The organism is Nonomuraea sp. CA-143628 (assembly GCF_050942315.1).
In the GTDB taxonomy this organism is placed as follows: domain Bacteria; phylum Actinomycetota; class Actinomycetes; order Streptosporangiales; family Streptosporangiaceae; genus Nonomuraea.
Genome location: NZ_CP192072.1, coordinates 648388 through 670262, shown reverse-complemented (window position 1 = coordinate 670262; position 21875 = coordinate 648388). Strand labels below are relative to the sequence as shown.

The following is a 21875-nucleotide window of genomic DNA, read 5'->3' as shown; positions in this document are numbered from 1 at the left end:
AATATCGCGCACTACGCACACTAGTGACGGCAGATGGGTGTTTCGGCTGGTGAGGGCGTCAAGAAAACGTATATATCGCGCCAGACCGGCCACAAGTCCGGATGTGAAAACGACCGGCCACGTAACACGGTCGCTCACAGCCGCTCTGAGCTGGGCCCCGCCGGTCGGATCAGGTGATCTGGCGGGCTATTTTGTAACGCTGGACAACGTGAGAATCACATGCGAATGTTAGGCCGCTTCAGCCGCCGCGTACCCCTTGGAGCTGGCATGACCCTGCCCGCCGCGCTCGCCGACATCCTGCGTGACCCACCCCGGGCGTACTCCCCCGCGGCCATCTGGTGGTGGAGCGGCGAGCGGTTGAGACGCGACCGGCTGCGCTGGCAGTTGGAGCGGTTCGCCGAGGGCGGCGTGTGGAACCTCGTGATACTCAACCTGGCGCCGTCTGGACCGATGTTCGGCTCCGACGCCGACGACCCGCCCTTCTTCTCCGAGGAGTGGTGGGCCCTGCTGGAGCAGGTGTGCGCCGACGCCGAGGAGCTGGGGATCTCCCTGTGGTTCTACGACCAGCTCGGCTTCTCGGGCGCCGACCTCCAGGCCCGGCTGGTCGACGAGGAGCCCCGCTTCGCCGGCCGCTGGCTGGCCCCCGACGGCTCGGTGACCACCCGCGGCTTCGACTACCTGTCCGCGGACGCGTGCGCGGCGCTGATCGACCGGGTGCACGGCGAGTTCGAGCGCCGGCTGGGGCACCGGCTGGGCGGGGTCATCGCCGGATCCTTCCAGGACGAGCTGCCCACGGTCCCGACCTGGTCGGACACCTTCGCCGTGGAGTTCGACAAGCGCCGGGGCTATGACCTCACCCCGCACCTGCCGCTGCTGTGGGCGGACGGCGAGCGGGCGGGCGAGATCCGCCGCGACTACCAGCGCACCCGCGCCGAACTGGCGGAGGAGGCGTTCTTCCGGCCGCTCGCCGAGTGGCACGCCCGCCATGGCCTGCTGAGCGGCTGTGACCAGCAGGATCCCGCCCGTGCCGGTCATCCGGTGGAGGGCGTGCAGTTGTACGCCGACTACGCGCGCACGCACCGCTGGTTCAGCGCGCCGGGCTCGGACCATCATGGTGACGCGCGGGTGCACTCCTCGCTGGCCCACCTGTACGACCGGCCGCGCACCTGGATCGAGGCGTTCCACTCCAGCGGCTGGGGCGGCACGCTGGAGGAGACCTTCGACTGGCTGCTGCCCTGGCTGCGGGCCGGAGCCACCCTGTACAACCCGCACGCCGTCTACTACACGACCAAGGCGGGGTGGTGGGAGTGGGCGCCGCCCGCCACGGACTGGCGGCAGCCGTACTGGCGGCACCACCGCGTCTTCGCCGACGCCGTCACCCGGCTGTGCGCGGCCCTTTCGCTGGGTCGGCACGCCTGTGACCTGGCGGTCCTCATGCCCACCGCGACGGTCCAGGCGGACACGCGGCTCGACGGGGTGGGGGCGGAGGCCGCGCGGGCGCAGGAGGTCTACCGCGAGATCGTGGGGGAGATGGCCTGGTTCCGGATGCTTCCCGGCGTGCTGGACCGGCTCGGGCTGGACGCCGACGTGATCGACGACGACTCGGTCCAGCGAGCCACCATCCGGCCCGGCCAATCCGATGGCGCGCGGTTGGAGGTCGCGAGCGAGTCCTATGCCGGGATCGTACTGCCCGCCTGCACGACGCTCGACCCGGCCACGGAAGAGGCGCTGGTGGCCTTCGCCGATCGGGGCGGGCTGGTCGTCGCCGTGGGCGCGCGCCCGGAGGGGCCGCTGCGCTCGCGGGTCCGCTTCGCCGCGACGACGGCCGACCTCGGTCCGCTGCTGTCGCCGCTGCGCCGGGTCGAGGCGCCGGTCCCCCCGCTGGTACGGGAGTTCGACGGTGCCACCATCGTCTACCTCCAGGCCACCTTCCCCATGGCGAGCCACGTGTCGGTCGAACGGCCGGGCGACCGCGGCGCCGACCAGGGCTGGGACTCGGCCACCATCGACTTCGACCCCGGCCGGTACGCCGCCGAGATGCCGGTGAGAGTGCGTGGCGTCTCGGGGACGCCGCTGCTGGTGGACCCGTTCGGCGGCGGGGTGCGCGCGCTGCCGTACACGGTGGAGGGCGAGCACACCGAGGTCGTCGTGCCGTTCGACGCCGGGCCCGCCGCACTGCTCGTCTTCACGGGCGAGCGGGACCAGCAGGGCGAGCCGGGCCAGCAGGGCGAGCGGGGCGTGCAGGTGGCGGGAATCGAACCCGCGTCCTCCACGAGGGAGCTCGATCTCGGCACCGGATGGGAGATGGAGCTCGTACCCACCCTGGACGACACCTGGGGCGACCTCGGCCACTCCGGGCCGATCCTGCACCGCTGGGAGGTCGAGCACCGCGTGGACGGCCTGCAGTGGCGGCCCGCGTACGCGACGTTCGGCTCGCACGGCAGTCTGCGGACGGACGGCGAGGAGTGGCGGCCCGCCATGTACTCGACCTCGCGCGGCATCAGGAAGGATCCCATCCACCGCCTCGACCTCGGGCCCAAGGGGCACGTGCCGGAGGAGTTCCTGGACTTCGGGCAGGTGGCCATGGGGCGGAGCGCCCGGTTCAGGGCCGAGCTGACCGTGCCGGAGCACGGGTTCCTCGCCGTCGGCGCCGCGGCCGCCAAGGCGGTGCGGATCGACGGCCATGACGTCGACCTGGACGACCGGGGCTACCTGGCGCTGGCCCGCCGGCCCCTCTCGCCCGGCAGCCACCAGCTGGAGGTCCGGCTGGTGCCCGAGGACGACGGGTGGCTGCGCGCGCACGTCGCCGTCGTGACGGACCCCGAGCACTACGTACGCCCGGAATGGATCACCGGTCCGGCGGGGCCGACCGAGCTGACCGCCGCGTTCATACCGAAGGGGCCGGTGCTCCAGGTGGCCTCGATGACGGCCTGCCAGGTGCTGGTCAACGGGGTGGAGATGGGCCGCCAGGGCGGCTTCGACCCGTACGCCGACCACCGCAAGCCCCGGGTACGCCGCTACGACCTGGCCGGGGTGCTGCGGCCCGGCGCGAACGAGGTGACCGTCCGGGTCGGTGACGGCGTCGAGCCGGTCCTGGTCGACGGCTGCGTCACCTCCGGGCCCGGCTGGTGGGCGGTGCACGACGGCGAACGCGTCGCGGCCGAGATCCACCGGACGCAGTACCGCGACCCCGCCGCCCTGCACCTGCCGCGCCGCCCGCACCCCCTCCCCGACACCTCCTGGCTGTCTGGGGACCGAAACGAACCGGGAGACCCCACGTCACCGACCACGTCCTCAGCCGGGCTACCGGCCGTGTCCTCGGTCGTGCTGCCGACCGTGCTGGCCGAGCCGGGCACGGCGGGGCGGGTCGAATGGCTGCGCTTCCAGGTCCCGCCGGGCGCCACCGCCCTCCGGGTGCCCTTGCGCGGCGCGGCCGAGCTGCTGATCGACGGTCAGCCGGTGGCGGAGGGCGTCGGCCCCCTGGCGGTGTCCCTCGACGGCCGGGCCGGGCCACGCGAGGCCATGCTGCGCGTCGTGACCGAGGCCGGGCACACCGGCGGCGCCATCCTCACCGGGCCGATCGAGATCGAGACCGGGCCCGGCCCGATCGAGCTGGGCGACTGGGAGCGTTCGGGCCTGCCGGAGTACAGCGGCGGCGTCCGCTACCGCCGCACCGTCCATCTCGACGAGCGTCCGGACACCGGCCTCCTGGACCTCGGCCGGGTGCGCGGCACCGCGGAGGTGCGGGTCAACGGCCGGTTGTGCGGGGTCAGGGTGTGCTCGCCGTACCGGTTCGACGTCGGCGCGGCGCTGCGGGAGGGTGAGAACACGGTCGAGGTCGAGGTGTACGGCACGCTCGCGCCGCATCTCGACGCGGTCAGCCCCACGCATTTCGTCTTCCCCGGGCAGCGGGTGAGCGGCCTGCACGGCCCGGTCCGGCTGCTGCTCGGCTAAGACGGGTCTAGGTACGGAACCGGTTGCGGTAGGTGGTCGCGCTGAGTCCGAAGTACGCCTTGAAGCGGCGCGCGAAGTGGCTCTGGTCCGGCCAGCCCACCGCCCGGGCGATCGACGTCACCGGCTCCTCGGTGCGCAGCAGCATGTCGGCCGCGGTCTCGACGCGCAGCCGGCCCAGGTAGGCCATCGGCGGCAATCCGGTGGCCGACTTGAACAGCCGCACCAGGTAGGCGGGGCTGAGCGCGACGGCTCCGGCCAGTTCGTTCAGCGTCCAGTCGTGGGCGAGGTCCCCCTCCACCATGCCCACCACGCGCATGACGGTCGGATGCGTCGCCGCGCCGTCGGTCGCCGCCTCATCCTGGCCGGTGTCGACGGTGCGGGACAGGTGCCCGAGGAACAGCGAGAGCCAGCCGATGACGTCGGCCCGGTGTCGGTGGATGCTGTGGTCGCGCAGTCCGTCGAGCGCCTCCAGGTAGCCGAGGCACGTACGCAGATCAAGATCCGCCAAATGGGTGGTCAGCAGGCCGCGGCGCTGTAACGAGTGCGGACCGGTCCAGAGCAGGTAGCCCAGCCGGGGGTCCTCGCGCGTCCACGACAGCTCGTTGCGGAGCAGGTCGGTGCCGATGCAGCAGTTGTACAGGACGAGCCGGGCGCAGTCCTCGTACCCGTGCCAGACGCCTGGACGCAGCAGGACGACGTCCCCGGCCTGCAGTTCCTGCCGTCCCGAGGAGGAAAGGTGTACGGCCGTGCCGGCGACCACGACGGCGATCTCCACGAAGCTGTGCGCGTGCACGGGCTCCTCGCCGTCGTGCGTGTAGCGCCGCGCGTAGGCGGGAGAGCCGTCGGCGATGAAGAGCAGACCTCGGGACAACTTCAGGGGGGTGGCCGTCACAGCCGCCACCCTAGTCGTCGCATTGATGTCAATTTCATCCGACTAAGACGTGTTTAGTGCTATCTGAGGGCCCGCTCCGGCTTCCATGATTTCTGCTGTCCCCATCTCGACATATGGGGACATGTGCCGGTAAGAGAGGACACCCCCTTGTCCAGACTCGTGGCCATCCTTCTGCTACTCATCGTCCCCCTCGCCGTCGCCACTCCGGCGCACGCCGACCCCGTCGACGACTCCGCCTACGGAACCCCCCTCGTCGCCGTCTCCGGAGCCGGTGTCATCTGGCACCCGACGACCGGCCTGAGCACGCTCAAGGCGCAGCCGGGCCTCACCCAGGCCGACTTCGCCGACGTCATGACCAGCGCCAACCACCCCATGCGCACCTGCGACAGCACCGAGGCCGCGGGGCTGCCGATCAAGCCGGCCGCCACGGTCAGCTGGTGCTGGGACGGCGGTGACGCGAGCACCGAGACGTGGATCCCACAGAGCCTCACCACCTCCGGCGACGCCGACGACGACGGCACCTGGGGCGCGTACAAGGCCATCCTCAGCGGCTGGAACTACTGCAACTCCGGCGAATGCGGCGTTAACCCCCGCAACAACGACGCCAGAGTCGCCTTCATCGACTACACCAACCCGTCGGCGCCGAAGTACCGCTGGGTCTATCTGGTCGCGCCGACGGACGGCACCACCAACTCGAACGCCACCAGCTACGCCAACAACACCTTCGGCCCCGCCAAGACGCACATGGGCGGCATGGCCTGGTACGGCGACAAGCTGTACGTCAGCGCGACGGGCGCCAACTCCACCGGCATCAGGGTGTTCAGCATGTCGGAGATCCTGCGGGTGAACGACGCGAGCTCGGCGATCGGCAAGACGAGCAGCGGGTACGCCGCGTACGGCTACCAGTACGTCATGCCGGAGGTCGGCTTCTACAGCTACGCCAGCGGCACGTGCACCATGAGCAGCGACACGGGCGTGCCGTGCTTCGCCTCCATCTCCCTGGACCGCAGCACCACCCCCGACTCCCTGACCGCCGTGGAGTACTTCAGCGACCCCGCCCTGCACGGCAGGGTCTACCGGTACAACCTCGGCGGCGCGAACTTCCTGCTCAGCGCCAACGCCAGCGGCTACACCCCGGCGGCCCAGGCGTACCGCACCCGGGTCGGCAACATGCAGGGGGTGCTGTCCTGGAACGGCACCTGGTACGTCGCGCACAGCTGGGCGGACGAGGCAGGCGAGCTATGGGCCCTGAACACCTCCACCGGCAGATCCCACACCTGCGCCAACCCTTACAGCTCGGCTTACGAGTGCTGGGGGATGCATCCCGAATCCCTCACCTACGACTACGCCACCGGCCTGGTCTGGTCGCTGACAGAATGGACGAAGAACCAGTGCGCCACTGAGACGGCCACCCCGCTGAGCTGCGGCCGAGCCATCTTCGCCGTCCCCCGCACCGCCCTCCCGTAGTCAGTCCACCTGGGCGACGTCGACGCGGTGGTGGCGGTCGCGGAGCCGTTGCACGGCCTCGGGCGGCGCGTGCGAATCGACCACGATGACGTCGAAGGCGTCGAGAGGAGCGACCCGGTGCAACGCCACGCGGTCGAGCTTCGTGTGGTCGACCGCCAGGACGCACCGCGTGCCCGCGGCCAGCATGGCCCGCTTCACCAGCACGATCTCCTGCTCCTGGTGGAAGGCGTGCCGGTCGGAGATGGCCGAGGTGGAGACGACCACCGTGTCGGTGTTCATCGCCTCGACCGCGTCGACGCAGGCCACGCCCAGGAAGGAGTCGTGCGTCGGATAGTATTCGCCGCCGAGCGCCATGAGCCGGATGCCCGGCATGGGGGCGAGGAGCCTGATCGCCTCCAGGAAGTTGGTCACGACGGTCAGGGGAGCCACCTCGTCGAGATGGCGCGCGACGGCCAGCGCGGTCGTGGAGTCGTCGATGATGACCGAGCTCCCCGGCTCGATCAACCCCACCACGTGCCGGGCTATCGCCTCCTTCTCCGCCGTCTGGGCGGTCTTGCGGTAGGCGATGTTGCTCTCGAAGATGCTGGAGGCCTGGGCACTCGCGCCACCGCGATACTTGCGCACCATGCCCTGGCTCTCCAACTGGTCCAGGTCACGGTGGACGGTCATCACGCTCACGCCGAACGTCTCGGCGAGCTCCGTCATCGAGGCCGAGCCATGCCGAAGGACATGCTCCGCCATGGCCTGGCGCCTGGTGGCCCCACCGGCCGTGCGTGACTTCACCTACGGCACTCCCCATGCATCGGTGAGACCTCCACGAATCCTTCTAATCTCTCACACCGCCGGCACCGCGAGGAGCGACGAGCCGACTTGACATAAACCTTGGTTGAGGTCTGAGGCTGTCCTCGTACCAATTCCACAGGGGGGAAGTCATGAACAGAACTTCGCGGGCACTGGTCCTCGGGCCCGGAGGCGTCCCCGGCACGGCCTGGATGGCCGGCCTGGCCGCCGGGCTGAGGCACCGCGGAGTGGACCTCGCGGACGCCGACCTGATCGTCGGCACCTCAGCCGGGGCGATCGTCGGCGCCATGCTGGCGACCGGCCAGGACCTCGACCGGCTCGCCACCCGCACAGGTCCCGACCGCGACCCCCGGCAGGATCGGGACGGGCGCTCGACCGCCTCGCCGACATCCCCGCCGGCATACCCGCAGACGGACTCGCGGGCAGACTCGCGGACAGAGTCACGAACGGACCCACCGACGAACTCGCAGGCAGGGTCACGAACGGACTCGCCGACGCGCCCGCGAACGGACCCGGCGCGGATGGCCGAGGTCTTCACCGTGCTCGGCGACCCCACTCTGGAACCGCGGGAGGCCCGGCGCCGGGTCGGCCGCATCGCCCTCGAAGCTCCCACCATCCTTGAGGAGGAACGCCTCGCCCTGATGGAGTCCCTGATCAACGCGCGTCAATGGCCCGACCGACGACTGCTCATCACCGCCGTCAACGCGGAGACCGGCGAGCCGAAGGTCTGGGACCGCGAGAGCGGCGCGCCGCTGGTAGCCGCAGTGGCGGCCAGCTCCGCCATGCCGGGCGCCTACCCGCCCATCACGATCAACGGCCACCGGTACATGGACGGCGCCCTGGCGGGCGGCGCGAACGTCGCCCTGGCCACCGGCGCCCGCGTCGTGCTGCTCGTCGAGCCGCTGGCGCACCTGTTCCCCCGCGAACCGCTCGACTTCCCCCGCGAGCCATTCGACGGGCTCGGCGCGGACACGGCTGTGGCGGTCAGCCCCGATGCATCCTCGCTGAAGGCTTTCGGCTCCGACATGTCAGACGTGACGTCCTGGCAACCGGCCTTCCATGCCGGGGTCTCGCAGGCCGAGCACGAAGCCGAACGGCTGCGCGCGGCCTGGCCCGCCACCACGCTGCCCGCGGAAACGGTGGGGAAACAGCCGCTGGCCTAGAAAGTCCTCGAACGTCAGCACGCTGGGAGCGTCTTGGCCTTGCCGGATGCTCCCCGCGCGCTCCCGCGAGGAGAGGACCATTGTTGTGAATCGTGCGACCGCCGCTCGTACTGCCGGCCTGGCCTGCGTGATGCTGGCACTGAGCACCACCACGCCCGCGACCGCCGCCGACCGACCGCAGACCGGGAACGTACAGGAGGCGTTGGACGCCCTTGCGAAGACCACCGGAGTGGTCGGCGCCATCGGCGAGGTGTACGTCGACGGCAAGCGCGTCGGCCAGGGCTCGGCCGGCTCCCGTCTTCTCAACGGCAAGGGCGGCAAGATCCCCTCCGGCTCCCGCTACCGCGTCGGTTCCCAGACCAAGCAGATGACGGCCACCGTGCTGCTGCAACTGGTCAAAGAGGGCAAGTTCGGCCTGGATGACAAGCTCAGCGCCGTCCTGCCGCAAGTGGCTCAGGAGGACCTGGTTGAGCGGGCCGATGAGATCACCGTACGACAGCTGATCCGGCACACCTCCGGCATCCCCGACTTCTTCGCATCCGAGCTGTTCGACGACTTCGACTTCACGACCTACTACCCTCCGGTCGAGCTGGTGAAGGCCACCCGCGGCCTGCCCCGGACGGGGGCGCCGGGGGAGAAGTTCTCCTACTCCAATACCAACTACGTGCTCCTCGGCATGATCATCGAGAAGGTGACCGGCCACCCCCTGTCCGCCGAACTCACCCGGCGCGTCTTCGCCCCTGTCGGGATGAACCACACCTACCTGCCCACCAAGCCGCCCGCGGCCATCAAGGGCCCGCACGGGCATGGCTATTACCCCGACCCCGAAGGCAAGCTGCGCGACATGGACCGGCTCAACGCGAGTTATGGGTACGCGGCCGGTGGAGTGATCTCTACCGCACGTGACGTCAGCGCCTTCCAGCGCGCGTTCGTCCAGGGCAAGCTGCTGCCGGCGTCGTTGCAAAAGGTGATCACCGACCCGCCGGAGGGCGCGCCGCCCCAGCCCTCCCCCGCCGGCCGCCTGTGCGGGGGAGAGCCCGCGCTGCAGACGGTCGGGGGCAGCGCGCCCGGCTTTATGGCCACGACCTTCACCTCACCCGATGGCCGCCTGCAACTCGCCGTGTCCGCCACGTTGAGCGTGAGCAACATGGACTTCTCCCCAGCCGCCCTCGAACAGACGGCCAAGGCGGTCTTCTGTCCTGGGAAGTAGGCGCTTTCCTGCTTCGGTGAGCGCCGACAGGGCAGTGGCGCCCGCACCCTTCGGTGAGCGGCGAAGCATTCACCGCATAAGGTCGCCCGCATGGCAATCTTGTCCGGCTCTGGCTCTGGCTCTGGCTCTGGCTCTGGCTCTGGCACTGGCTCTGGCTCTGGCTCTGGCTCTGGCTCTGGCGGCGATGTGGCGCCGGGACGCGCGGCGTGACGCCGGGAGAGATGCTCGCGGTGTTCGTGGCCGGGGTCTGCGCCGGCACCATCAACACCGTGGTCGGCTCCGGGACACTGATCACCTTTCCCGTTCTGCTGGCCACGGGCCTGCCGCCGGTCACCGCCACGGTCTCCAACGCGCTCGGCATGATCGCCGGCTCCATCAGCGGCGCCATCGGCTACCGGGCCGAACTCAGCGGTCAGAGCCGTCGCATCCTGAAACTCAGCGTGGGCGCCGTGCTGGGCGGGCTCGCGGGCGCCACGCTCCTGCTGACGCTGCCCGCCACGGCGTTCGAGACGATCGTGCCGGTTCTGGTCGGCCTCGCCCTCGTCCTGGTCGCGTTCCAGCCCTTGATCAGCAGGTACGTACGAAGCCGCCGCGAATCGCGCGGCAACCCCGGCAGCCGGGACGGCGGTCCGCTGCTGTACATCGGCCTCACCCTGGCCAGCGTCTACGGCGGCTACTTCGCCGCCGCCCAAGGCATCATCTACGTGTCCCTGATGGGCATGCTCCTCGACGAGACCCTGCAGCGCCTCAACGCCATCAAGACCGTTCTGGTCGCCGTGGTGAACGCCGTCGCCGTGCTCTTCTTCCTCTTCGTCGCGGACTTCGACTGGACGGCCGTCGTACTCATCGCGCTCGGGTCCGCTCTGGGTGGCCAGATCGGCGCCAGCATGGGCCGCCGCTTCAGCCCCGCGGTGCTACGAACCCTGATCGTGGCGATCGGCACCGTCACCATCGCCCGCCTGCTGCTGTGGCCGTGATCGGTCACCGGTCCCACCGAACCGTCACCACCACCCGCCTGGTGCCGTAGCGGTGATCGGTCACCGATCCCACCGCACGGGCAACAGCGCGGACGGGACCTGCGGCACGGCCAGCCGCAGGTAGAAGTAGCCGATCCCGGCAAGACCGAGCATCAGGTTCGGGGTCTCCGCGGTGTGAGTCCCGCACGGCCAGCTCACACCGGTGCGCGCGTACCGCTCCAGACCGTGATCGGCGACGAGCCGCGGGATGTCCATGCCGATGGCGTCGGCGCCGAGCCGTGGGATGACCGTGCCGGCGGCGCCGAGGACCTCGCGGGCCTCCTCGAAGGGCTCCGCGTTGCCGGCGAGCCCGTGGCAGAGGGAGAAGTCGGCCCCGCCGCCGTTCGTCAGCGGGCGTGTCACCCGCTCCGTGGTGGCGAGCGCCGTCATCGCGTCATGCCGCCACCGCGCCTCGCCGAGCAGCTCGTACGCGTACAGCCGGGACAGCGCGATGCCCGGCGCGCCATGGCACCACAGCGTCACGAAGGTACGGGCGCGGCGGTCGGCCGTGTTCTCCCGGAAGTCCGGCCAGTTGCCCTCCCCGACGTCCAGCCAGCGATCCTCGTAACGCATCGCGTTTCGGGCGCCCGTCGCGAACATCTCCTCGCCGGTCAGCCGGTACGCCTCCAGGAACGCCACGGCGACACCCGCCGCCCCGTGCGAGAGGCCGGTGAGATCGTGCTGGTTGCGCAGGCCGGGCGAACGCCAGGACCAGCCGGTACGGGACTTCCTGGCGGATCTCCCCAGCCACAGGGCCGCCGTGACCGCCGCCTCGGCCATCCGCTCGTCGCCGGTGTACCGGTATCCCAGGGCGAATGCCGGAACAGCCCCGGCCACCCCGGACATAAGGTCGTACTCCTGCTCCCCACCCTCCGCCACCCCGCTGAGCTGCTGGGCGATGTCGCGGAGCAGGCCGCTCCCGGCGTCGACGAGCTCCGCGGAGTCGAGCAGCCGGCCGGTGCGCAGCGCCGCCGCCGCCATTCCGGCCCAGCCGCTGTAGAAGCCCAGACGGGCGGCCGGGCTGACGTCGTCGCGCCGGGAGATCGCATGCCGCGTCGCCGCCAGCGCCGTCCGGCGGAACTCGTCCTGGCCGGTGGTCGTGGCCAGCTGGGCGAGGAACAACGCGACGCCGCTGCTGCCCACGTACAGATTGGGGCCCAGCGCCCGATAGGTCAGCGCACCGACTCGGTCTCGCAGGTCCACCGGCTCGGCCCCGACCCAGTTGCAGCGCTCCCCCGACCAGACGGCCTCCTTCACCAGCCGCTCACCGATCGCCACCGCGACCGCCAAGTGCTCGGCCGCTACCTCGCCAACCGGCGCGGCAGTGGCTCGCGCCATCATGGCGCGGTCTTGGGGGGTCATGGCGCGGGAGCCAGGTCGTTGGACGGACCGAGGCTCAGGTGCGCGGCGTCCGGGTCGGCGGGCGGGTCGGGGCTCAGGTGTGGGGCGTCCAGGTCGATCCCGGCGCGGGCGAAGCGTTCTTCGACGGCCGCCAGTCTGGCCGCGTCGTCCGTCCATCCCGATTCGTGCGACCGCACCAGCGCCTCCGCGAGCAGCCGGCAGCGGTGCTCCCCGAAGCTCTCCCCCGTTCCGGGATCTTCGGCGAACCCCAGACCGGGCGCCAGCTCGGCGGTGAACACCGGTGTCCGAGGCGACAGGAACCCACCGATCTCGGCATGCAGCGTCAGCATCAGGTCGGCCAGCTCCGGATAGTCGTCACGGGCCAGGTAGACCACCCCCGCGTCGCACCGGCTGAAGGCGCCGGGGTCGTTCAGCACCTTGAGCTGGAAGGCCGCGCCCGCCGAGTTGAGCAGTCGCGTCGCGGCCCCGACGAACGGGACGGCCCCGTCCGCGCGGAGGTTCCAGTACAACCGCACCACCCGGCCGCTGGGCCCGGTGTCCATCGGGCGGTCGGCGCGGGCCAGGTAGAAGCCCGGGGAGATCTCGAAGAGCTCCTTGGGCAGCCGCATCGCGGCCCGTTCGCCGACGACCGGTACGCCCGCCAGCTCGGTGGCGTGGACAGTCAACTCCAGACCGTTCTTGACGACCATGACCCCGCGCTCGTCGATCCCGCGCACCTGCCAACCGTCGTCCAGATATCCCTGCCCGCAGTTCGCCGCCGACAGCGCGGCCGCGAAGCCGCTACGGCTCGCGGACGACCCCTGGGCACTCCATCGCGGCGGCTCGGCCCGGCCGCGCCGGTAGAAGTCGCCGTACAACTGACCGGCCAGCCGGTGCACGAGGTAGTCCCGGCCGGCACGCGGACTGAGCACCCGGGCGGCACGTACGGTCAGCCGGGGCGACATCCGTCCGAACCAGGTGTAGCGCGTCGGCGGGTGAATACGCGTCGCGGCGACGGCCTCGGCCACCAGCGCGCGGCTGTCACTCATCAGCCCCTCCTCGCAGGGTCACGCCGACCAGGTCAGCTTCGCCTCGCAGTGGTGCACCTGCTCCTCCTCGCAAAGGCACACCGAGAAGGTGCTCGACCGCTTCTTCCGGCCGTACCAGCACGTTCTCCGCCAATTGCGCCAGGCACACCACGGTCGTGGAGACGCGGGCAGCGCCCTGAGCCCGTTCGTACGCCGACTGCAGCAGGCGGGCCCCGGCGTAGCGGGCGCTGCGGATCAGCGCCGCGTCCGCTGTCGCGGCGTCCCACCCACGCGCGCCGGAGTACGCCGCCCAGAACGCGCGCATCGCCGGCCGCATGCGCGTCAGCGGGTAATCGGCCAGCTCCAGGTAGCGGTCGGGCAGCTCGCTGCCGGTCACCGGGATCGAGGCCAGCCAGCAGCCGAGGTAGGCGCCGAACACCGAACCGGTGTCCCAGCACGCGTCTCCCAGGCCGGCGAACTCCCAGTCGACGAGCGCCACCCGGGTACGCCGCCCCGACGCCCCGCCCGCGAGGACCAGGCAGTTGTCCCATTTGACGTCGTGGTGGACGAAGGCATCCTGACGCCAGCCGGTACGCAGCGCCGCGAGCGCCGCCCGGAGCTCCGGGGACGACTGCAGGATGCGGACGAGTTCGAGGCCCGCGTTGCTCATCTCGCGGTAGAACGCCGTTCCCGGACGGTCGATCCCGAGGACCCAGGGCAGCCGCCCGGGAAAGTCCGCCGGATTTCGCCGCGCCGCGTGAAAGGCGCGTTCGTGCAGGTCGGCGAGCGCGGTCCCGAGCCGGGTTCCGACGGTGGCCGGAAAACGGCGCGTACGAGAGTGGTACGAGGTGAGATCCAACGCGTCCGGCAGCGATTCCAGGATGAGCAGATCGCGCTCGGCGTCGAATCCGCGGCAGCGCGGCAGTGCTCCCGTTATCCCCCCGTCGCTGGAAGGGCGTGGCAGTGAGTCGAGCAGGGAGTAGACCGCCGCCTCGTGCGCCAGCGATCCGCTCCCGGTCCAGCCGGCAGCCGACTGGACCGGATCGGAACGACCCTGTTTGACGAACAGCCCGACCGCCGGCTCAGCGCTCACCAGGACGTTGTGATTGCGGCGGGACGCGTCGACGATGGTGAGACCACCGTCGACCACCGCCTCCGGGTGAACGTACTGCCGATCCAGCAGGTAGGTGGTGAGTTCCGGCAGAGCGAGAACCATCGGCTAGCACACGAACTCGCGGGTCGGGCAGAAGGAGCCGGTCCCCGGGTCGGGGCAGCGGTTGGTGCAGTCGGTCGTCGGGAATCGGCAGGTCGGGATGTGCTGGTTGATCGAACAGTCGATGCCCTGTGTCCCCGAGGCGCGGACGTAGGGGTCCCGGCGCACCGCGAACGGGGTGACGTCGGCCGAAGGCAGGTACCGGGCCGCGATGCCGCCCTGGAGGAAGGACGCTTGCGCGGTGACCGCGGTGACGCCGTACTGAATGCTCATGCTTGTTCTCCCCATGAGTGTGCGGCGAACGATGTCGTCGCATCCGTTTGTGAGGCGGTCCCCTGGAGATATGGCGTTCCAGCACGTTCCAACCCGTTCCATGCCGCATGGCCGGGACCTCCGGGGTGAGGTCAGTGGCTGGCGAGCTCGGCGAAGATGTCCACCAGTTCAGGCCGGTCGAACGGGCCGAAATGGGGTGCCGCGACGCTGCGCACGTCGGTCGGGTTGTCCGGGGTGAGGCGGTCGGCCTCGTTGATGAACCGGTCTTGCAGCGCCAGTGGAACCAGCCGGTCGAGGGTGAGGCGCACATAGGTCCGGGGGATCCGGCCCCAGGTCTCCGCTTCGCCCCGGGCTTCGGCCACGGGGATGCCGGCGGTCTCGTCTGGTTCGAGCATGTCGAGCAGCCGGCTCACACCTTCGTCGGTGAAGTCACCGGCAAGGGCCGCTTTGACGCCTTGAAACACCGCCGGGTCGGCCGAGCGCCAGTTGAGCCGACTCACTCCCAGAACCGCTGGATCGACGACCATCGCGGCGGTCAATTGGGGGAACAGGCTTTCACTGTTCTCCGGCGTTGCGAGATAGGCGGCCATGTTCGGCAGGTCCACGCAGCAGTACGCCGCGACATAGACCACCCGGTCGAGCAGGTCGGGGATGGCGTTGCCGACCCTGCTCACGGTGACACCGCCCTGGTCGATGCCGGCGAGGATCACCGGACCGTCCTGGCGGGCGCCGCGCACCACATCCGCGACCCGCTCGACATAGTCGTCAATGGTGATCTTGGCGAGTGGCGACGGCTCGGTCGCCAGCGCCTCAAGATCCTGCGGCGCCTCGTACCCACGGGGGAAGAACGCCTCGCCGCCGTGTCCCGGAAGGTCGACGGCCACGCTTCGGTGCCCGCGCCGGTCGAGTTCGGCGACCAGCCCCGACACCAGGGCGGACGAGGAGTTGGTGCCGTGGACGAACACCAGGGTCGGCGGGCGCCGATCAACGTTGGCAGCTGCTTCGTGAGTCATCTGGTCTTCCTTTGTGCTTGTTGGTGGATACCGCTGCATTTGCTGGGCACCGCGAGTCGGCGGCTGTGTTTGCTGGACGCCGCGAGTCGGCGGCGTCGTATGTCAGGCCCGCAGTCGGCGGCGTTGTCGTACGTCGGCCGTCAGCGGCTCGGGGGGCGCCACATCGGCCACAGGAGCGGGCTGTCGGCCACGCGAAGCGGTTCGCCGAGATTCTCGAATCCGTACCGCAGATAGAGGGCCCGGCTCCGGGGCGAACTCGCCTCCAGATAAGTGCCGAGCCCGTCGGCGTCCGCTCGTGCCAGCCGGTGCCGCAACATCGCCGACCCCAGCCCGGCGCCCCGCCGCTCGCCGATCACCCCGATGCACGGCAGATAGAGGTGCGGTTCGTGAGCGGGGTGCCGCCCATCCAGCGCCTCACTCAGAGCCCGCCCCCGCGCGGCGCTCTCGCTGAAGAGCGTGTCCGGCCCCGCCTCGGTCTCGCTGAAGGCCATGTCCGGCCCCGCCTCGTCCTCACTGAAGGCCATGTCCGGCCCCGCGTCCGGGCCTGTTTCTGGTGCATCCGGACGCCCCTCAGAGACCGGATGCTCCCCAGAGAGCGTTTGGCCCGCCGCCAACGTCAGCCACACTGACGCCCCCTCGCGACGGCCGACCAGGTATGCCTCCCCGGCGGGATGGCTGAGCAAGGAGCGGTAGAAGCGCGGCTGCAGCCGATCTCTCTCTCCCGCCTCAGGGAAGACCCAGCAGGCGACGGGATCGTTCATGAACGCCACGGCGAGGACGTCCATCACCGCCTGATGGTCTTCTACGTCCGCCCGCCGCACAGATGCGTACGCCGTATCAAGTGCCATGCGCACACGGTATCGACGCCACCCACCGCGTGCGCTCTATCCGGACATTTAGCCAAAACAAGTGCACTAGTCCTGCCGGATATTGCACTAGTACATTTCCGGAAGTACCACGAAATCGGGACTCCACCCCGAACGCGGTCAGCAAGATCCGCCACCCAGCACCTGGGGCCGTTCCCACACATCACGGCCATTGCGCCAAAGCTCGGAAGCATGCTGCGCGAGCCGGTCGAACAGGCCGTCGTCCTGATGGCGCCGCAGGTGCAGCATCGGCGAATCGTGCCCCACCAGCTTTGCCAGGTGCGGGGTGACAAGCATCTCGGAGTCGAAGCGGAACACGCTCATGCCGAGGTGCTCATCGCCGAACCGGGCCTCCACCCCCGCGACGTCCCGCAGTCGCTCGATCGCGGACAGAGTGATCCGGATGCGGGTCGAGACGGCCAACGGAGCGTTCTCCGCCTCCTCACGGCGACGGGTCATGTCGCTCTCCGGGTCTCCGACCACGAACCAGATCTTGCATCCCTGCCGGGCTTTCCACTCAAGGAGCGTCACAAGATTGGGGTGCTCGAGCCACAGGAAGTAGTTGGTGTAGTCGGCGAAGACGATCTCGCTGTCCGCAGAGTTGATCAGATTGCACCAGATCGATTTCGGACACGCGGAACGATACGGATAGACAGTCAAGACTTCGCGATCCGGCCCAGTTTTGAGGGTGTTGCGAAGGGCGTCTGGCCATAGCACGGATGTCTCAGCTCCTAGTGCCTCTCCGACGGACCACTGGCGTCGGAGGCGTGGAAGGCGAGTTCGTCCTGCAACCAGCGTTGGCCACGGTGCACCTCGGGGGACTGAGGACGTCGGGTCGTTTTGACGGTAACGCCGGGAGGTCCTGGACGTCTCGATAACGCGATGTGCACGGCACGTGACGTACGGAGAACTATGACGACGCTCGCGGCCGGCTTCGGCACCTGACACCCAAACCCCGTTCGCCGGCCGCGAGCCGAAAGACCCTACTCTGAGAAGAGCTGGTCGGAGAGGGGGTGACCCGCGATGCGGCCGAAGGTGGCGTCAGAACCATCCGGAATCTCGCCGCGCCGGACCGCACTGATCGCTGCCGCCAGCGGTTTGCTGGCCTTGGCTGTGGCCTCGGTGGCAATGCCGCTGCCATATGTGCCGTTGATCGGCTGGGACATGGCGGCGCTGGTGTTCCTGCTCGTGACCTGGTGGCGGATCGCCCGGCTCGACGGTGCCGCGACAGCCGCCGACGCACTACGGGAAGACCCGACCCGCGCGGGTGCGGATCTGCTGCTCCTCACCGCCGCGGTGGCCAGCCTGATGGCCGTCGGCTACATGATCGTCCAGGGTGACACCACCGAGCCGTCCGTGGTCGTGCTGCACGCGGGGCTCGGTGTCGCCAGCGTGATCACCTCGTGGGCGGTGGTGCACACCGTCTATACCTTGCGGTACGCCCGGTTGTACTACTCGGCTCGCGGCGGCGTGGACTTCCACTACAGCGAACCCGATGCCCAGCCGCGGTTCTCCGACTTCGCCTACCTGGCTTTCACCGTCGGCATGACCTTCCAGGTCTCCGACACCGACTTGCGCAGCGCCACATTCCGAGCGACCGTGCTCCGCCAAGCCCTGCTGTCGTACCTGTTCGGCACGGTCATCGTCGCGCTCGCCATCAACCTTGTCGCCGGCCTGAGCCGATAGCTCCCCGACGAAGCGCACGCGCTCGGCCGAGCCGTGCTCGGGCGGTGGCTCCCCGGACAGGCCGCCGAGCTGGCCTTGACTGGGCGGCACGAATGTGTTGCCTCAGGCCCCCACGAGACCTGCGCCGGCTCTCACCGTAGCTTCCATTTCGGCGTCCAGCGGCTGGATCGTCAGCCGGTGGACGCCCAATGCGGCGTAGCGCTGGGCGCTGTCTCGATCGACGGGACCCGGGGGCGGGGTGATCGTGATCTCTAGTTCGCACAGAACCGCGGGCCTGTCGTAGAGCTTGGCCGCGTCCTGAAGGTCCGACAGCGCGCGGGCCGCCTCATCCGGGGTCAGGTAGACGCCATACCAGCCGTCGGCTGACTGAATCGCCCGGCGCATGGCCGCCCGGGAGTGGCCGCCGACCACGATCGTCGGGCGCCGTTGCGGACGCGGACGCTGCACAACATCAGCAAAGGTCACGAAATTTCCGTCAAATGGCCGATCGTCCCAAAGAGCCTGCATGGCGGCCAGATACTCGTCTGTACGGGCACCGCGGCTATCCAGCGAGACACCCATGGCGGCCAGTTCCTGTTCCACATACCCTGCGCCGACGCCGACGATCAGGCGGCCCCGCGAGAGCAGGTCGAGAGAGGTGAGCTGCTTGGCCAGCAGGACCGGCTGGCGCTGGGGCAGCACCAGAACGCCGAAGCCGAGCTTGATCGTGGTAGTCAGAGCTGCCAAATGGGCCAGAGCAACCACGGCCTCCAGGCGGCCCTGCTCATCCGAGGAGGGGGGCATCGCGATGTGATCACCCACCCAGATCGACTCGAAGCCCATCTCTTCCGCCAGCCGCGCCCGCCTGGCCAGCGTATCCGGGTCGACGTTCTCACCGCGGTGCAGCCCATAAAGTCCGATCTTCATGGCGATCACCGTAGGTTGTCCGCGCCGATGTGACCAACGAATGTCTGGCATCGCTACCATGCGAAACCCGCATAGCGAGCCCTTGTTGGAGGGAAGTGTCATGGATGTCTCCTGGCTGGAGGTGTTCGCCGAGGTGGCCGCCAGGAAGACCTTCACGGCGGCCGGGGAGGCACTCGGCTACACCCAGTCCGCTGTGTCACGCCAGATCGCGTCCCTGGAGGGCGAGCTCGGCGTCGCGCTGTTCGATCGTCATCCGCGCGGCGTGGAGCTCACCGAGGAGGGCCGCCGCCTGCTGGAGCACGCGATCGCGATCCTGGCCAGGCTGGCGGCGGCGAGGAACGATCTTCACGACGTGGGCCAGTTGCGAGTCGGAGCGTTCGACACCGCCAACGCTGATCTGGTCCCTCGCGCCATGGCCGCGTTCGGGCGGGCACACCCGAGCGTGCTCCTGTCGCTCGTGGAGAGCACGACCAGCCCGCTGCTGGCCCGCCTCCAGATCGGCGAGATCGACTTAGCGGTGGTGAGCGCCTACCCAGGCAAGCCACTGGAGGAGGACCGATTCACCCTGCACCATCTCCTGGACGACCCACTGATGGTGGCCTTGCCCGCAGGGCACCGGCTGGCGGGCAGGACGAGCCTGCGCGTGGCCGAGCTAGAGGGGGAGTCCTGGATCGAGGGCTTCCCCAATGGCTCGGAGACATTGATCGCTCTCCACCGGCGCACCGGCTTCCGGCCCCGCATCGCCTTCGCGGCCAGGGAGTGGGCTGCCAAGCAGGGCTTCGTCGCCGCAGGACTTGGGCTGGCGCTCGTACCGTCACTGGCGGTGGGCGCCATCCGCCCCGACATCACGCTTTCGCCCCTGGAGGACGAGCCGACCAGGACCGTCTACGCGGCCACCAGGAAGGGCGTGGTACCGATCCAGTCGGAGTTCATCCGGTGCCTGCGAGAGACCTCCGTCGCAGGAAGGTGGTCATCAGCGCCCCACCAGGCAGACCACCGCGGCGACGAAGAACATTCGGGCGCACTTTAGGGGCCAGCGGCGTCTGCGATCCAGGCGAACGCCGCGAAAAGAACGATCAGCCGGAAAATTCCGCCACCCCGGCCGCCGGATCCGGACCTCGACCGGGTTTGGATGGATTGTCCCGGTCGCTGTCCGTCGAACCTGCTGTGACCGCTTCGCATGGTCGGCGCATCACCCCTTGCTGGCCCCTGCTGCTCCCCCGCCGAATCCCGGGCCGCCTGATCAGTCAGGCACAGCTGCCAGATTGAGCACCACCAGTTCGGGGGCCTTCCCCTGGCGGCAGGGGTTCGCGCAGGGCGGCGCGTCCCAACTGATCACCAGACTGGATGAAAGGCCCATACTTATCGTCACCACACCTTTCATGGCCTTCGGCCCGATCTCGGCGCCCTGCCCGGTCGTGAGGTCGTACACGTCCAGGCCGGTGGTGTTCACGAACCGATCCCCTCGGATCTGCGAGAACGTCGGGCTGAAGGTGCCGCGCAAGGGCTGCGGGCGACCGCCGTCGCGGCGCCACACCACCGCGTGCTCGTCCTGCATGCCCATGCACCAGGTCGGGGAACAGCGCATTTGCTTGACTCCCTGCGGCGCGCGCAGAGGGGTGCGCTTGCCGGTCTCCAGGTTGACCAGCACGCGCTGGTTCGCCTGGTGATCGATGGCCTGCCCCGTGTCGGCCGCCCAGGGCCAGGACACCAGGTGCAGGCCATCGGTGCCGGGCATGGCCCGCGCCGTGCCCCCGGTGATCGGGACCGAGTACAGCCCGCCCTCCTTGACCGACCAGACGACGCGGTCACGCAGGACTCCGATGCGGTCGATCGACATCGGTGGCCCACTGATCCGGGCCACTCTGGCCGCCGTTCCGCCCGAGCGGGGCAGCACCCACAGATCGACGGCGTCGCGCGCGTTCAGAACCGTGGCCCACCAGAGGATGTACGTGGGACCGAGCTCGACGCCCTGGGGGAAGGAGTAGTCCCGCACGTTAGGAATCTCGCCCAGGACCGTGGCCTTTCGCCGCGCCGTGTCGTACACCTCCAGCCTGTGGCCCTCTTGCGGTGACTTGTCCGCCCGCAGCAACAACTCGGTGGCGCTCATCGCGGTGACGGGCCAGTACGTCGAGCCGTCCGCCGCCATGGCGGGGATGGTGGTGACCGCGGACGGCCAGACCTCGGCGACGGGCCGGAGCGCATCGGTGCGCGTGGGTGAAGGGGTGGTGGCCACGTCCTGCCGGCCGGGCGCGGTCAGCGACCCGGTCGCCAGCACCAGCGCGGTGGCGGCTGCGGCGGCGGCCGGCACCAGGACCGCCAGCGCCCGGCGGCGGTGGCGCAGCCTGCGTCCCGCCTGGATGGCGCCCTTCACGTCCACCCGCGAGGGTGGCTGCTCTTCCGGCACCAGCGTGTCGAATATCGGCTTGAGGTCCATCAGCGATCCTCCTTGGTCGCCGCCATGTCCAGCAGCGCGCGCAGGGCCGCCAGTCCGCGGGCGGTCTGGGTCTTGACGGTTCCGGTTGAGCAGCCGAGCACCGCGGCGGTCTGCTCCACGCTCAGGTCGCAGTGGAAGCGCAGCACCAAGGTGGCCCGCTGCCGCGGTGACACCAGGTCCAGCGCGCGGTGCAGATCCATGGCGAGGTCCGCGTCCCCCGCACGGGCCACCGCCTCGGGCGGGGCCGCACTCAGCCTGGTACGGGAGAACCAGCCGGCCCGCTGCTCCTTCAGGAAGACCCGGACAAGGATCACCCGTACGTACGCGTCCAGGTCTGCGGCCTCGCGGGCGTGGCGCCACTTGAGGTACAGCCGTGTGATCGCCGTCTGCACCAGGTCGTCGGCCCGATGCCAGTCATGGCACAGCGCGTACGCGATCCGGCGTAACCAGAGCAGGCGTCCGCTGACGTACGCGGTGTACTCCTCGTCGGTGTTCACGCCTGGTGGATGCCTCCGGCGGCCCGCCAGGTTGACGGCTGGGCCGAATCTATTTCACCGTCACGGGGGTCAGCAGCGGGCTGCCATGGAACGGCTCCTGCGCGGCGACCTG

General features: G+C 69.8%; 23 protein-coding genes, 1 tRNA gene and 1 pseudogene. 8 read left to right on the top strand and 17 right to left on the bottom strand.

Translation table 11 applies throughout. The annotated features are described in order from the left end of the window. Window positions 1–219: 219 nt before the first annotated feature. Window positions 220–1134 (top strand): annotated as a pseudogene (locus ACQP2T_RS03255) (hypothetical protein); the annotation flags it as partial. On the opposite strand, the gene ACQP2T_RS03250 reads toward ACQP2T_RS03255, so the two are convergent. From ACQP2T_RS03250 to ACQP2T_RS03235, 4 genes are all read right to left on the bottom strand, one after another. Continuing rightward, the gene (locus ACQP2T_RS03250) at window positions 1110–1256 is read right to left on the bottom strand and encodes a hypothetical protein (protein WP_433514705.1); all 147 of its coding nucleotides are present in this window, start codon (window positions 1254–1256) and stop codon (window positions 1110–1112) included. The pseudogene ACQP2T_RS03255 and the gene ACQP2T_RS03250 sit on opposite strands and share 25 nt — an antisense overlap. Before the next feature lie 414 nt (window positions 1257–1670). Then, window positions 1671–1910 (bottom strand): hypothetical protein, encoded by a 240-nt coding sequence (locus tag ACQP2T_RS03245; protein ID WP_433514704.1) that lies wholly within the window; start codon window positions 1908–1910, stop codon window positions 1671–1673. Window positions 1911–1913: 3 nt separating this feature from the next. Next, window positions 1914–2189: a hypothetical protein gene (locus tag ACQP2T_RS03240; protein WP_433514703.1), complete on the bottom strand. Its 276-nt coding sequence runs from the start codon at window positions 2187–2189 to the stop codon at window positions 1914–1916. A gap of 50 nt (window positions 2190–2239) precedes the next feature. After that, window positions 2240–2336 (bottom strand) — tRNA-OTHER (locus ACQP2T_RS03235). On the opposite strand from ACQP2T_RS03235, the gene ACQP2T_RS03230 reads away from it, so the two are divergent. Next, window positions 2305–3954, top strand: a complete 1650-nt coding sequence (locus ACQP2T_RS03230; protein WP_433514702.1) for a glycosylhydrolase-like jelly roll fold domain-containing protein — start codon at window positions 2305–2307, stop codon at window positions 3952–3954. The genes ACQP2T_RS03235 and ACQP2T_RS03230 overlap by 32 nt on opposite strands. Window positions 3955–3961: 7 nt before the next feature. Here ACQP2T_RS03230 and ACQP2T_RS03225 read toward each other — a convergent pair whose 3' ends face one another. Then, window positions 3962–4846: an AraC family transcriptional regulator gene (locus ACQP2T_RS03225; RefSeq protein ID WP_433514701.1), complete on the bottom strand. Its 885-nt coding sequence runs from the start codon at window positions 4844–4846 to the stop codon at window positions 3962–3964. 147 nt (window positions 4847–4993) lie between these two features. Between ACQP2T_RS03225 and ACQP2T_RS03220 the strand changes: the two genes are divergently transcribed. After that, a complete protein-coding gene (locus ACQP2T_RS03220) occupies window positions 4994–6313 on the top strand; it encodes a hypothetical protein (RefSeq protein ID WP_433514700.1) in 1320 nt (439 codons plus the stop codon). Here the strand turns inward: ACQP2T_RS03220 and ACQP2T_RS03215 are convergent, their stop codons facing one another. Further along, window positions 6314–7096, bottom strand: coding sequence for a DeoR/GlpR family DNA-binding transcription regulator (locus ACQP2T_RS03215; RefSeq protein ID WP_433514699.1), 783 nt, complete (start codon window positions 7094–7096; stop codon window positions 6314–6316). A 149-nt stretch (window positions 7097–7245) separates the two neighbouring features. Here ACQP2T_RS03215 and ACQP2T_RS03210 point away from each other — a divergent pair, with 149 nt between their 5' ends. From ACQP2T_RS03210 to ACQP2T_RS03200, 3 genes are all read left to right on the top strand, one after another. Further along, the gene (locus tag ACQP2T_RS03210; protein ID WP_433514698.1) at window positions 7246–8277 is read left to right on the top strand and encodes a patatin-like phospholipase family protein; all 1032 of its coding nucleotides are present in this window, start codon (window positions 7246–7248) and stop codon (window positions 8275–8277) included. Between the two features lie 85 nt (window positions 8278–8362). After that, on the top strand, window positions 8363–9487 hold the full coding sequence (locus ACQP2T_RS03205; RefSeq protein WP_433514697.1) for a serine hydrolase domain-containing protein: 1125 nt from the start codon (window positions 8363–8365) through the stop codon (window positions 9485–9487). A gap of 206 nt (window positions 9488–9693) precedes the next feature. After that, window positions 9694–10464 (top strand): sulfite exporter TauE/SafE family protein, encoded by a 771-nt coding sequence (locus tag ACQP2T_RS03200; RefSeq protein WP_433514696.1) that lies wholly within the window; start codon window positions 9694–9696, stop codon window positions 10462–10464. A gap of 60 nt (window positions 10465–10524) precedes the next feature. Here the strand turns inward: ACQP2T_RS03200 and ACQP2T_RS03195 are convergent, their stop codons facing one another. The 8 genes from ACQP2T_RS03195 to ACQP2T_RS03160 form a co-directional block, all read right to left on the bottom strand. Beyond that, a complete protein-coding gene (locus ACQP2T_RS03195) occupies window positions 10525–11865 on the bottom strand; it encodes a lanthionine synthetase LanC family protein (protein WP_433514695.1) in 1341 nt (446 codons plus the stop codon). Continuing rightward, window positions 11862–12893, bottom strand: coding sequence for a T3SS effector HopA1 family protein (locus tag ACQP2T_RS03190; protein ID WP_433514694.1), 1032 nt, complete (start codon window positions 12891–12893; stop codon window positions 11862–11864). Before ACQP2T_RS03190 ends, ACQP2T_RS03195 begins: the two co-directional genes overlap by 4 nt. Further along, entirely contained in the window at window positions 12886–14088 is a 1203-nt protein-coding gene (locus tag ACQP2T_RS03185) for a phosphotransferase family protein (RefSeq protein WP_433514693.1), read from the bottom strand. Before ACQP2T_RS03185 ends, ACQP2T_RS03190 begins: the two co-directional genes overlap by 8 nt. A 3-nt stretch (window positions 14089–14091) precedes the next feature. Next, window positions 14092–14358, bottom strand: coding sequence for a hypothetical protein (locus ACQP2T_RS03180; protein ID WP_433514692.1), 267 nt, complete (start codon window positions 14356–14358; stop codon window positions 14092–14094). Window positions 14359–14489: 131 nt separating this feature from the next. After that, entirely contained in the window at window positions 14490–15371 is an 882-nt protein-coding gene (locus ACQP2T_RS03175) for an alpha/beta fold hydrolase (RefSeq protein WP_433514691.1), read from the bottom strand. A gap of 140 nt (window positions 15372–15511) precedes the next feature. Beyond that, complete coding sequence (locus ACQP2T_RS03170) at window positions 15512–16219, bottom strand: GNAT family N-acetyltransferase (RefSeq protein ID WP_433514690.1); 708 nt, start codon at window positions 16217–16219, stop codon at window positions 15512–15514. Between the two features lie 138 nt (window positions 16220–16357). Beyond that, on the bottom strand, window positions 16358–16897 hold the full coding sequence (locus ACQP2T_RS03165; protein ID WP_433514689.1) for a hypothetical protein: 540 nt from the start codon (window positions 16895–16897) through the stop codon (window positions 16358–16360). 323 nt (window positions 16898–17220) lie between these two features. After that, window positions 17221–17403, bottom strand: a complete 183-nt coding sequence (locus tag ACQP2T_RS03160; RefSeq protein WP_433514688.1) for a hypothetical protein — start codon at window positions 17401–17403, stop codon at window positions 17221–17223. Between ACQP2T_RS03160 and ACQP2T_RS03155 the strand changes: the two genes are divergently transcribed. Continuing rightward, entirely contained in the window at window positions 17387–17923 is a 537-nt protein-coding gene (locus ACQP2T_RS03155) for a DUF1345 domain-containing protein (protein ID WP_433514687.1), read from the top strand. The genes ACQP2T_RS03160 and ACQP2T_RS03155 overlap by 17 nt on opposite strands. Before the next feature lie 102 nt (window positions 17924–18025). Here the strand turns inward: ACQP2T_RS03155 and ACQP2T_RS03150 are convergent, their stop codons facing one another. Then, entirely contained in the window at window positions 18026–18829 is an 804-nt protein-coding gene (locus tag ACQP2T_RS03150) for a TIGR03619 family F420-dependent LLM class oxidoreductase (protein ID WP_433514686.1), read from the bottom strand. A gap of 100 nt (window positions 18830–18929) precedes the next feature. On the opposite strand from ACQP2T_RS03150, the gene ACQP2T_RS03145 reads away from it, so the two are divergent. Continuing rightward, window positions 18930–19859 carry a LysR family transcriptional regulator gene (locus tag ACQP2T_RS03145; RefSeq protein WP_433514685.1) on the top strand — a complete coding sequence of 310 codons (930 nt, stop codon included), beginning with the start codon at window positions 18930–18932 and terminating at the stop codon, window positions 19857–19859. A 213-nt stretch (window positions 19860–20072) separates the two neighbouring features. Here ACQP2T_RS03145 and ACQP2T_RS03140 read toward each other — a convergent pair whose 3' ends face one another. Then, window positions 20073–21266: a hypothetical protein gene (locus ACQP2T_RS03140; protein ID WP_433514684.1), complete on the bottom strand. Its 1194-nt coding sequence runs from the start codon at window positions 21264–21266 to the stop codon at window positions 20073–20075. Beyond that, window positions 21266–21763, bottom strand: coding sequence for a SigE family RNA polymerase sigma factor (locus ACQP2T_RS03135; protein WP_433514683.1), 498 nt, complete (start codon window positions 21761–21763; stop codon window positions 21266–21268). The genes ACQP2T_RS03140 and ACQP2T_RS03135 overlap by 1 nt, the downstream gene beginning before the upstream one ends. Window positions 21764–21875 lie beyond the last annotated feature (112 nt).